Raw genomic sequence first — 11,655 nt, 5'->3', positions numbered from 1 at the left:
CGGCACTGTTCCCCCATAGCGCGTTGGTAGAGCAGGCGAGCGTCGTCGGGGTCGGGACTGTTCAGAAACATGAAGCGTCGTCCTGACGACTACTCGATCATGCATCCTATGGAAGGCCAGCCGCTGCTCGAGCTGCCGGTCGACGTGTGCGCACGTTTGACTGAGGAGTTGCCGGAGAGCGCTGGCAAGATCCTCGGCTGCCTTCGCACCGCGGGCGCTCTCATCGAAGAAGCGATTGTGGATGATCGCGGGTTGCGTCTGGCGGAGAGTGCCGCCTACAACGTGCGGGAAGCTCTCGACGCGGTCGTCGCGCACCGAACACCGGCCGGCGGTGGGGAACTGCGCGCTGTGATGGATGCGTGGGATCTCTATATGAGGACGGCGTCTGGAGGATCGGACCAGGACCTCGCACTCGAGGCATTGAAGGCTGCGTTGACAGCCTTTGCTGCGCAGAACGTTCGCGGCTCTGTTCACGCGTCGCGGCTGTTGAGTTTCATTCGGGCGCAGACTGGTGTTGACCCGCTGCCTGGGCTGGATCCTCGCGTCGAGTACGACGAGTTGCGAGGAATGGCCAACGGTTGCCTGCACGACGAAGCAGGTTTGTCCGAGGCCGTCGTTCTGCTGGACCGTACAGTCGCGTGGTTCATTCGCATGTTCACCCCGCCCGATCAGGTCGTCCGTGGACTTCAGGACCTTGCGGCCGAGCCCTGGCAGGGCCCGGTGCAGCTGGAACGCCTGCGCGCCCTGGCCAGCACCGCACACCATGTGCGGCTGTTCCTTGCCACGCTCGTGGACCCCGCCTGGCTGATGCCGCTATACACCGCCGACCTGATCCAGCTGCCCGAGCCGAACGCGCCGTGGGCTGTGGCCGGGCTACTGGACGGGTTGTGCAAGACCTTTCCTGCTTCAGTGGCCGACGTGCTCCATCGATTACTGGCTGACGTCAGGGAATCACCTCAAGGGGAGCGCTGGAGGCAACGCTTCGATCTGCTCCGCATCGCCGTACAGCTCGGAGACGTGGGCCATCCGCTAGTGGAGTCGATATTTTCGCTCCACCCCGAGGACCGTGCTGTTCGTGCGTTGGCCGTCGGAGTTCTGAAAGATGCGGATCCTGCTGCGCCGATCGTCGTTCACGTCGCCGACCGTGTGCTCAACGGGCGTCCGCTCGATCGGGAGCGGTACTACTACAGCACGGTTCTCGACAGTCTCGTTACCGGGCTGACCGCGGGCAACGCCGCAGGCCGGGCTCGGCTGTTAGCGATCAAGGTCCGTAAGCTCGCCAGCCATCCCGACATGAAGTTCGTGGCACTGGACATCGCGAGATTCACCAGCGACCTCACCGATGGTCACGACTTCGTCTCCCTGATCACGCACGACTTCGCAATCGCTCTGTCTCGTTGCCGCGAGCTGGGAGTTCCGACGTCTGATCTGCGTGCGTGGGTCGACGACATTCCGGGGGAGGTCGGCGAGCGCATCCTGTGTCGGGTCCTTGCCGAAGCCGACGATGTCACGCTGCAGGGCAAGATCGATCACGTCACGGAGCGGCTGGCCTCCTCGACTGCCACCGGTGACGACAAGGACCTGATCGACGCCGTGCTCGCGGACGAACCCGACGAGACGATGCTCGCACCGTGGCGCGATGCCTGGGGCGCCCCTCCGGGCGCCGTTGACGAAGCTCCCGGCCAGATCCCTCGCTCGTGGATGAGAGCCTGGAGTTGGTCGCCGGTGGTGCCGGCGTCGGTCCTCAGCGGCTGGGACGCTGCAATCCGGCACGTCACGTCGGTCTACGGCCGACTCGACCTGGCCGACCTCGATGCCCGGAGCGCCCCGTTCGAGTTTGAGGGCGAACGGTCGCCCTACGGAGTGGATGATCTTGCTGCGTTGCCGGTACTTGATGCGGCTCGACGGGTTTCTCAGTGGCGGCTGGAGGACGCGAGCGCTCGGGAGTTCGTTGGTGCGCGTCAGCTTGCTCGCGTACTTGAGACCGTCGTCAAGAACGACATTGCCGCATGGACTCAGGACCCGATAGCGGTTGTCACGACGCTACGTGAACCACTGTACGTGCTGAACTATTTCCAGGCTCTCGCGGAAAAAGCCCGCTTAGCCGTCGGGCGGACTCGCCAGATCATCGCCGCTACGCGATTGGCTCGAGACACCCGCTGGGACCCGGTTGTCCTCGGCCGTGACGGTGTCGACTTCGAGCTCGATTGGCGCAACGTCGATGTCATGACCATCGAACTCGCCGCGGCCTTGGCAAACTGGGATGGCGAGCTGTCCGAAGATCTCGACACCATGTGGACCTGGGCTTGCCAGTCCATCGACTTGGCGCGCGACAACTCCGACGACCAAGCCCCCTCCGATGACCCAGATACCTTCCGGCGCGCCACAAACAGCCGCGAAGGCAGGGCGATCCTTGCTCTGATCGCGTTCGCCGCGTGGGAGCATCGCAACCTGAAGACCGTTCGCTCGGACTTCACCCGCATGCTCGGTGACATCCTTGCGGCCCCAGGTCGAAAAGGACACGAGTGCCGCGCAATCCTCGCCTACCGCAGGGCAGCTCTCGAGGTCCTCGCTCCTGACTGGCTCATGAAGAACTCAGCTGTGCTGTTCGGCGACGACGAACTCGGGTCGGTGATCTTCGACTTCACACTCCAGTACGCACAGCCCACTCCTTGGCTGTACACCCATCTGCGCGATCGGCTCGTTGCCGCGGCCGCAGGTGGAAGCCCCCGTGCGATCAAGTCGTTGCTCGTCGGAGTCGTGAACGATCAGGACGGGTGCACCATCGACACCGTCATCACGGCGTTGCAAGGCAACGACGCCGCCTTGGCCATTGCCAACGACAGCATGGCCTTCCTGGCGCAGGGATGCGCGGCGGATGATCCACGTCTATCGACCGCCGCGGAGTTCTGGCAAGCACTCGTCTACGCGGACCGGAAGGTCGTCGGCGCCGAGGCCCTGCACGCATCCGGGCGCTGGGCGTTCGTAACCGGCCTGGCCGACGACGTCTGGTCGCAGCTCACACTGCAGATACTCCGTATCACCGGCGGCGACATCAACCTCCCCGCAGAAATTGCCGATCGCTGCCAGGCGGCGACCGCGGCCGGCTTTAGCGGCCGCATCCTGCTTCTCCTGCTCGGCCACGGGGATCCCTGGGATCAGCACTTCGTCGCCCAGACCGCGGTCAAAAGCCTCCCAGCGCTCGCTGAGCGAGCCGACCCGGCGTTCCAGCACCTCCGCACCCGGCTCATCGACCTCGGCTACCACGAAGCCGCAGACGTCGATCCTCGACCTATGAGCGAGACGGAGTGACCAGCAACGCGAAGACCGCGACTGTTCCTACGTCAGGAAAGTAGTGGTATGGAAGCGGTACAGCGGTTCCGCGTGACACCACTTGCCGCCTTGCCAGCCCTGCGTGCCCATAAGGAAAAGTCGAAGAAAGCCGGGAATTTTTCGTTCTGCATGCCTCATCGTAATTTCCATGGCGGCATCGCTTGTGGCGCTTGGCGCCACCTCCTATCCGCCGGTGTCACTGCTGGTATCACCAAGGTGACTGGAAGATCATCAACAATGTTGTGATCCGCATCTTCCAGGACGTAGCACGGCTGCTAGAGACTGCCGTGATCTCGCTGCACGTTCGATTGAAAAGCTCCTTCAACCAGATCGCGTCGGCTTGGAGGAGGTGGACACATGGAATCTCGATACGGCTGAATCCTTGTTCAGAAGTCCCGTCGAGGTGGGAGACGACGGTCAGGGCGGCACGATGGTCAGTGGCGGTAGTCACCGTGCAATAGCGATGCGTGACGCAGGGTTCTTGCAACGATCGCGTTGCACTGGGAGACCGTGAAAACGTTAGAGGTCTGATCCTCTTGCTCTGCTGCGGAACCCGGGTACGCGTTGATCCAGTACATCGACGATCGGCAAGGCCAAAGGGGATCTCTGGCCGGCCCCAGCCCGGTCGACCGCGGCAATCCCGGCTCGAAGATCCATGCCCTGCCGACCGCGCCGGGTTGCTCACAGTCGCGGTCTCCGACGCGAACACGAACGATTCCAACGTGCTCAAATTGCTGGTGATGGCGATCCCAGCGATCCGTTCCCATCGCGGCCCGCGGCGTCACAAGCCAGCTAAGCTGCATGCCGACACGGCCTACGAGCAACCCGATCTGCGTATATGGGTCCGCGACCGCGGCATCAAATTCCGCATCGCCGCAAAGCGGTCGTGATGTTCGGGGTAGTTTGCGGATAGGAGTCGATCGTGACCGCCGCCTCGGCGATGGCTCGGGACGCTCGCTCGGCATGTTCGAGGGTTGCGGGACGCTGGCCTTGTTCCACGCGTGGTAACGAGTTTGACACAGCTGTGTGGCTGCGTAACGATCGCTGTGTCTGGGGCGAGTACGTAGGCAAGGTAAACACCGACTGAGATCCAAATTTTGAAGATACAACCACATCGTTCAGTAGGAGCGTGAATGTCGGTTTCGTCAGCGCCAGGGCGTGAGCGGGCGGTTCATCGTTACCGGTTGCCGGTTTTGGTCGGAATCATTCAGTTCAGTGGATTCATGATACTGGCGGTTTTGTGGTTCACTCGCGGTATCTGGTGGGCTGCTCCTCCGGTCGATCTTCCTGGACTCTTCGACTTTCCGAGTGCCTACATTGGTGACAGTTTTCTGCTTCCGATCGCAGTCGTGCTCATGCTGCTAGGTGCGGGTCATCTCCCGCGGGTGCCACGTGATCGGACGGTCGCAGCCATCTTTGCCGTGATTGCCGGCCTGTTGGCAACCGGTGTGCAATTTCTCTGGCTGGTCGACAGGCATCCCAAGGGCAATTGGACGTTTCCGCAACCCCATCAATTTAATGTGGCAGGTATCTGGCATGCGGTGTATTTTGTCGGAACTGCCGCGGTATTGATGCTTGCGCTCGTGCTCTTTGCATACCGAGCTTCAGTGGCACTGCGAGGCGTGGGACCCAATGCTGTGATCGCCGTACTGAGTGGAGCAGGCCCTTCGGTGGCGCTTTCTTGCTTGTTTATCTACATCGTTTTGGTGACGCGCGACTCTTCGATTTCGACGTTTGCTTCGCGAACTTCGCTCATCAGTCTCGGCTTAGCGGTTGCAGTGTTCATTGTTCTCGCGCTGGTCGTGTTGCGACGATCGATCAGAATGCTTGGATCCCACATGATCCTGGCAATTTCTGCGGCAACTGCGGTAACGGTAGCCATCGACGCGCCCTGGTCTGGGGACCGGACGCAGATTCTGGGTGAGGTCAGCTCTGGGCTAGTCGGCGTGGGTATCGCGCTGCTCACCCTCGTGCCAGGCCGTGCGCTCGATGCTGACAGCTATTTGATGTACCGTCCCAATCCTGTTCAAGTGCCGTTGGTTGGTTTTGTTCTCGTCGCCCTGCTTCCTTCGTTGTGGGCACATGCATCGGCGGATATTCTCAACTCGAGATGGCTCCAAGCTGCGCTTTGGGTTCTGGCGTATCTGGTTGCTATCGTGGTCCTCTGCGGAGCAGTTGTTCGATGCTTCCGTCTTCCTTGGATGCGCCAAGCAGTTGACATCACGGTGGTTTCCCTCTTGTTCTGCGTGATTTCACTTGCGGCATTGACTGTGCCACGGTGGCGGCAGGCGTCGGACGCTGCCCCCTTCAGCAGTTTGCTGGTAGCGATCGTGATATCTTCATTGCTCTTTCCGATTCTCAAGATCCGCATGCATATCGAGATCCGGGATGAGCAGGGGCCTCCTGATGAAGATACCGGCTCGTTCGGGTTGGCCGGTGCAACCAAGCTGAGCGCGACGGCGACGGTCGGCATGCTGCTTGTGTTCGGATTGGCAGGCGTCGTCTCGCTGCTCGACTTCACTCTTGCAGCCGCGATCGATCGCAAGTATGTCACTGACTCGGGGATGATGCCGCAGGCCGGTAGCCTCCTCGTGGCTGGTGCGGGGTTGGCTTTGCTCGCTGTGGTGCTGCTCTGGTTCAGTAGTTGTTGGTCGGTCAGCATACTACGTTTCGTGGCTCCGGTTCTGGCGGTGGCCTGGCCAATTCTCTCGATAATTGTTGTCGGTATCCACGGGGTGGATCCTGTTACGCTCGTGGCGGCAGCAGGTGGATCATTGCTGGCACTATGGTCGGCCAACACAATGATCAATAATGTCGGCACGCTGCGAGGAACTCGAGTTGACGGTCCGTTGTGGGCGTGTGTGGCAGCCGTCGCGGTAAGCAGCCTGGTCAGCGGGTTCTTTGCTGCATCGGTAGCTCTCGCTGCCGATTCTGCGCATGTCTACACGTGGTTTGCTGGGATATCAACTGCAGTTGGAATCCTCGCAGTGAATGGTGCTATAGCAGTGGTAGTGGGCCATCTTGTCACGTCAGAACGCGGCGGTACCAGACATGGTCTAACCCACAACCTTGTCCAAGATTGGATCTTAGCACTGCTGCTCTATGTGATAGTTTTGGTAATTCCCGCAACGACTCTTCTTCATCTACCCTCGAGTCTTGGAATTTGGGCAAGATTTGTGGCCACATTTGCCATTGTAGGACCATTCTTGACTTACTTCCTAAGGCCTTACAAGTGGCAGCTGGAAACTAATCTCGGACATGTTTACCGCGAGATTGAGTCCCGTTCAGAGATTAAGTCTGTTACGAGAAAGACTGTAGATTATGAACGGGGCCTGCTGCGTCGAAATCGTGTCATTGTTCAAGCGGCGAGTGGAAAGCTGGGAGGGCCGCATCAGCATAGATTTCTCCGCATTCTCAATGCGCACGTGCGCAATCAAAATGCCATAAGCAATGCATTATTGGTGGTATCGTTGGTCGGTTTCCTGGTGCTCTTGGGTGGTCAGACCACTGCTGCATTAGCTTATCTTCGCCGTGATCAAGATCTCAATCCGAGTTAATGGCGCGGCTGCGGCTCCTCGTTCGTCAACAGGCGGTTTACGCGCGCCCTGTTTCCTTGCACACGCCGGATGACGAGCTGCGGGATACGCTGGTGCCGGTGAACAACCGGTGCTCGGTGGACGAGGTTCTCGAGGCTGCGCGGTATTACGCGGATACGTCGGGTCGGCGGGTAGTGCATGTGAACGTGATTCCGTTGAACCCGACGCCGGGTTCGAAGTGGGACGCGTCGCCGAAGCCGGTGGAGCGCGAATTCGTGCGGTTGGTCAACGCCGGGGGAGTGGCGTGCACGGTCCGCGACACCCGCGGCCAGGAGATCGCGGCCGCCTGCGGCCAGCTGGCAGCCGAGGGCTGACCTCGCTCAGGCGGCGGCGGTCCTCAGTGACTCGGAGAGCGTGACCAGCTCGCGGACGTCGTCGTCCAGGCCGTCGCCGTCGGGCAGGGCGACGGGCATTCCCTCCTGCGGCACCGGGTCGTGGCGGGCGTGGGCGTGCAGCGCCTCGGTGAGCCGGTCGGCCAGTGAGCCGTCGTCGCCGAGGTGGGCGAGGTACGGGCTGATCCGGACCAGCCCGTCACGGCATTCGATGACCCGCCGGTAGTACCGGCGATGCACGCCACGCAGGCTCAGCGCGTCCCGCCACGGGTTGAGCCGCACCCGGCTCAGCGCGTCCTCCGGGAAAGCCTCGTGCAGTCGTGTCCACAGTGGACCGAGGCGGTGGTACATCCGCAGGTGCTGCCACCACACCCTGGCCGCGGCCACCCGGGTGGCGACACCGGGATAGGACAGGCCGACGACGAGCAGGATCGCGCTCGGGAACACCAGGAAGACCGTGGCCTGCACCAGCAGCCAGGGGATCGCCGCGCCCGCCCAGTGCACGAGCACCACCGCGATCAGCGTCGCCCCGCCCACCGCGCCGATGGCGAACCCCACGGACGCCACCAGCAGCCCACGGGCCAGCCGGGGCGAGGCGCCCCGCGCGTAGCGCCGGGCGAACAAGCACGCGCTCGCGATGCCGTAGGTGAGGTACAGATCGGCGGTGAGGTAGAAGATCGAGACCCCGGAGAGGGGGTATTTCTCCGGCGGGACGCCGGGCATGAGCACCGTGACGGCCGCCATCACCAGGATCGCGGCGCCCAGCGGCACCGCTTCCAGCCAGGCCCGCCGCTTCGCCTGGGCGGCCGGAAGCGCCGAGAACAGGAAGAAGCAGGCGAGGGTGTAGACCAGCCCGCAGAGGAGGATGTGCTGGAACAGCAGCGGCACGATCGGCCCGGGGTCCGGCTGGTTCACGTTGCCAGCCAGGAGGCCGAACGGGTAGGAGGCCGCGAAGCAGGCCAGGCAGGCGGTGACCATCCAGCGCGCCACGTCCTTCGGCGCACGGGTGAGCTGGTAGATCTTCCACAACAGGGCGGGGTAGAGGATCACCCCTTGGATCACGGTCAGTGTGATGTGGGCGTTCACAGCCAGCCCAGCCTTTCGCCCAGCGCGGTCTCGATCCGTTGCGCGGTGGCCTCGTCCGACGACTTCGGGGCGACGCGGTCCAGCACGGACGCCCACTCCAGGATGATCGTCGCGACCGTCTCGGCTTCCCGCTCGTGGTCGGTGTCGTAGGAGGTACGCCGCAGAGCGCGCCGGACCGACTGCGGTTCCAGGTCCGGGTAGCGTTCACGCAGGTCGCCGGGCGGGGCGGTGTCCGGGGTCAGCTCGGCGACCAGGCTGTCGTCCTCCGCGGTGGTGCTGTGCCCGGCCAGCATGTGACCCAGTTCGTGCAGGATGATGTGGCACTGGTGGGCCTTGCTCGTGTCCTGCTGGTACACGATGTAGTCGGCCTTGCCGGTGGCGATCCAGGCACCGAACGGTCCCGGCACCGGGATCCGGTGCGCGATCAGCCGGATCGGGCGGCCGCGCTGGTCCCCGACCTTGCGGCACAGCTCGAGGACGTCGAGCGGTGGCTGGATGTCCAGTTCGTTCAGCAGCTTCCGGCAGCGGCGCCGTAGTTCGCGTTCCTTCACCGGTCACCCCGCTCTCGATCCTGCGCTCGGTCGTTCGACGTATCGCCGCGCCCGGTCCGTTCGTCACGGTAGACGACGGCGAGCGGGGCCTTCAGGGGCGGCTCTCCTGGATGACGTCGGCCAGCCGGCGCAGTTGCGCGGTGAGTGCGCGACGTTCCGCCGCGGTGAACTGGCCCAGCGCCCGGCTTTGCCGCTCACGCAGGCTTTCGCGCATCGCGCCGAGGCGGCGGACGCCGTTCTCGGTGAGGCTGATCAGCACCTGACGCTCGTCTTCGGGGGAGCGGCGCCGGACGACCACGCCCTTGACCTCCAGCTGCTTGAGCATGCGGGTGGCGGTCGACACGCTGACCTCGGCGGCGGAAGCGAGCCTGCCGACCGGCAAGCCCCGCCCGTCCGGTGCCTCGGTCAGCGGGTCGAGCAGTGCCAGCTGGGCCAGGGACAGCCCGTCGCCCGCTTGGCCCACGGTCGAGGCCCTGGACCGCCGCATCGCGTAGAACAGCCGGTCGGCGGCCTGCGCCAGTTCCTCGATGCCCGTGTTCCGCATGAGTGTCAGCCTAGCATGTACAATATTTGCCAAGCTAACTTTTGGTTAGGCAACGAAGATGGCCCGCACGTATCGACGTCCATCAACACATCGTTCCCCCGGACTGGGCGCGGATTCTGGATTCGCGTGGCCTGACGTCCGGCGGCTGGGCCATTCCGTCGTGAAGCGGGAGCCGGAGGAAAGGCCGCGGAACACTCAGTGGCGGCGGTTCGTGATTTCCGTGTGCAGCGATTTCAGCATCAGCTGCTGGAATCGCTCGATCGCCCGTCTTTCCTCGGGAGAGAACTGCGCGATCACCGCACGGACCAGATCGGTGGTTTCCTGGACGAATGGCGCGTAGCGGTCGGCGGCGTCCGCGACAACCGTGACCAATACTCTTCTCCGGTCGACGGGGTCACGAATTCGGCTGACGAGACCGGCCTTTTCCAATCGGTCGACCACTCCGGTGATCGTGCCGGTCGACAGTCCGGTCAATTCGGCGATCCGGCCCGCGGAAAGCGGCTCGCCTGCCTGCCCGATGAGGTCGAGCGACCGGTGGTCGGTGCTCGACAGGCCCATGCGCGCGGCGATCTTCGCGTGCCGCAGCACCGTCAGGGTGCTGCTCTCGTGGCTCATCCCGACGAACCGGCGGACCTCGTGCTCGGCTATCGGGTAGGTTCTTCCCTCGGCGTCCGCCATCGGCCCCTCCGTCTCGGCTGCGCCATATGTCTCGGCTGTGTCGCCTTTTCTCGCCCATCGAATAGCTCGGCGCTCAAGACGTGCTGGCGGCTCGCTCGAACCGGGATCAAGCGGAAAGGGGCTTTCCGTTTCGTCGTGGGGCCGCGTGGTGGAGTGATGTGAAACGTTACGTGTAGTTCCCGGCGGTGGGGATGCCGGAACAAACCGATCGTGATCAATCGCCGGGGCGCAGCCACGTCTTCTGGGGCGCTCCGGAGTGCCGCAGGGGCTAATGATCTACGGTCGTCATCGTGCTGACCAGGCATTATCCGGCATAAGTAATGGAGCGGTAAAGAATGTCTCGCCTGTGCTGATGTTGTTGCGCGCTCAGGTGGGCGCTGGTAACGTGCGTCATATGTGACGCGCTCGCATGGGGGGCGAGGGGTGCTTATTGCTTGCTTATCGGCATGATTGGCGCCAATTGTATCGAGCGCAGCCCGCTGTGAGTTCTCAGTGTCGAGTTTCGGGGTAACTCGGTACCTTTCTTGCTCATCAGGCGGTGAATTCTGCTGGGGATCACCCGGTTTTCGGCGGCGTCCGGACATGCCCGGACGCCGGTGTTCCACACCCCGGGACAGCGGATCCACCGGCTGAGAGCGCTGACGTCAATAGCTGGGGGACAAGTGCAGGTAGAAATCAACGTACTCGGCCCGTTGGAAGTGGTGGTGCAAGGGCAGGCGGTCACCCCGAGCGCGCCCAAGCTGTGTCAGCTCCTCGCCTTGTTCGTCGCTCGGCACAACCAGGTGACCAGCACGAACGATCTCATCGACGAGCTGTGGGGCGAGCGTCCGCCGCGCAGTGCCCAGGCCACCTTGCAGACCTACGTGCACAAGCTGCGGAAACTGCTCGTGATCACCGAGGCCGGGCGCACCGAACGGCTGTTGCACACCCACAGCCACGGCTACCTGCTGGCGGCTCCGCCGGAGGCGGTCGACCAGTTCCGGTTCGAACAGCTCGCCCGGCGAGGCCGGGTCGCGCTCGCCGACGGGGCCGCCGAACGGGCGAGCGCGCTCTTCCGTGAAGCGCTGGCCTTGTGGCGGGGGTCGGTGCTGAGCGGTCTGCAGACCGGGGAACTGTTGTCGGCACACGTGACGCGGCTCGAGGAGATCCGGCTGAACGCCCTCGAGTCGCGGATCGACGCGGACCTGCGGCACGGCAGGCAGCGTGAGCTGGTCAGCGAGCTGAAGGAGCTCGTGCTCTCCTATCCCCTGCACGAAGGGTTTCACACCCAGCTCATCGTGTCGCTTTCCCGGTGTGAACGCCGCTACGAGGCGTCCAACGTCTATCACCAGCTGCGCCGCCGGATGCGGAAGGAACTCGGCCTGGAGCCGTCGCCGTCGTTGCAGCGGCTGCACGAAGCGGTGCTGTCGGGGGGGGGGGGGCGCGGGGGGGGGGGCGGGGGGGGGGGGGCCGGGCGCGGCTAGGCATCTCCGACCCCCCGCCACCGGCCGCGCCCCCCCAACCCCCCGGGGGCATAAAAACAAACACCGCCCCCG

General features: G+C 63.6%; 8 protein-coding genes and 2 pseudogenes. 6 read left to right on the top strand and 4 right to left on the bottom strand.

Going from position 1 to position 11,655, the window contains the following annotated elements:
* Positions 1-69 precede the first annotated feature (69 nt).
* From ACFWX1_RS11230 to ACFWX1_RS11210, 5 genes and pseudogenes are all read left to right on the top strand, one after another.
* Entirely contained in the window at positions 70-3,312 is a 3,243-nt protein-coding gene (locus ACFWX1_RS11230) for a hypothetical protein (RefSeq protein ID WP_378386204.1), read from the top strand.
* 48 nt (positions 3,313-3,360) lie between these two features.
* Positions 3,361-3,579, top strand: coding sequence for a hypothetical protein (locus tag ACFWX1_RS11225; RefSeq protein ID WP_378386202.1), 219 nt, complete (start codon positions 3,361-3,363; stop codon positions 3,577-3,579).
* A 339-nt stretch (positions 3,580-3,918) separates the two neighbouring features.
* Positions 3,919-4,214: pseudogene (locus tag ACFWX1_RS11220) on the top strand (transposase); the annotation flags it as partial.
* Positions 4,215-4,466: 252 nt separating this feature from the next.
* Positions 4,467-6,890, top strand: a complete 2,424-nt coding sequence (locus tag ACFWX1_RS11215; RefSeq protein WP_378386200.1) for a hypothetical protein — start codon at positions 4,467-4,469, stop codon at positions 6,888-6,890.
* A pseudogene (locus tag ACFWX1_RS11210) lies at positions 6,887-7,243 on the top strand (23S rRNA (adenine(2503)-C(2))-methyltransferase RlmN); the annotation flags it as partial. The gene ACFWX1_RS11215 and the pseudogene ACFWX1_RS11210, both read left to right, overlap by 4 nt.
* A 6-nt stretch (positions 7,244-7,249) precedes the next feature.
* On the opposite strand, the gene ACFWX1_RS11205 reads toward ACFWX1_RS11210, so the two are convergent.
* The 4 genes from ACFWX1_RS11205 to ACFWX1_RS11190 all read right to left on the bottom strand — a co-directional run bounded on the left by ACFWX1_RS11205 (position 7,250) and on the right by ACFWX1_RS11190 (position 10,120).
* Positions 7,250-8,347: an MAB_1171c family putative transporter gene (locus tag ACFWX1_RS11205; protein WP_378386198.1), complete on the bottom strand. Its 1,098-nt coding sequence runs from the start codon at positions 8,345-8,347 to the stop codon at positions 7,250-7,252.
* Complete coding sequence (locus ACFWX1_RS11200; RefSeq protein ID WP_378386197.1) at positions 8,344-8,898, bottom strand: hypothetical protein; 555 nt, start codon at positions 8,896-8,898, stop codon at positions 8,344-8,346. Before ACFWX1_RS11200 ends, ACFWX1_RS11205 begins: the two co-directional genes overlap by 4 nt.
* Before the next feature lie 91 nt (positions 8,899-8,989).
* Complete coding sequence (locus ACFWX1_RS11195; protein WP_378386195.1) at positions 8,990-9,442, bottom strand: MarR family winged helix-turn-helix transcriptional regulator; 453 nt, start codon at positions 9,440-9,442, stop codon at positions 8,990-8,992.
* A gap of 195 nt (positions 9,443-9,637) precedes the next feature.
* Positions 9,638-10,120 (bottom strand): MarR family winged helix-turn-helix transcriptional regulator, encoded by a 483-nt coding sequence (locus ACFWX1_RS11190; RefSeq protein ID WP_378386193.1) that lies wholly within the window; start codon positions 10,118-10,120, stop codon positions 9,638-9,640.
* A 662-nt stretch (positions 10,121-10,782) separates the two neighbouring features.
* Here ACFWX1_RS11190 and ACFWX1_RS11185 point away from each other — a divergent pair.
* A complete protein-coding gene (locus ACFWX1_RS11185; RefSeq protein WP_378386191.1) occupies positions 10,783-11,583 on the top strand; it encodes a BTAD domain-containing putative transcriptional regulator in 801 nt (266 codons plus the stop codon).
* Positions 11,584-11,655: the final 72 nt, after the last annotated feature.

It is taken from the genome of Amycolatopsis sp. NPDC059021 (genome assembly GCF_042739895.1).
Classification (GTDB): Bacteria; Actinomycetota; Actinomycetes; order Mycobacteriales; family Pseudonocardiaceae; genus Amycolatopsis.
This window is presented reverse-complemented; position numbering and strand designations above follow the sequence as displayed.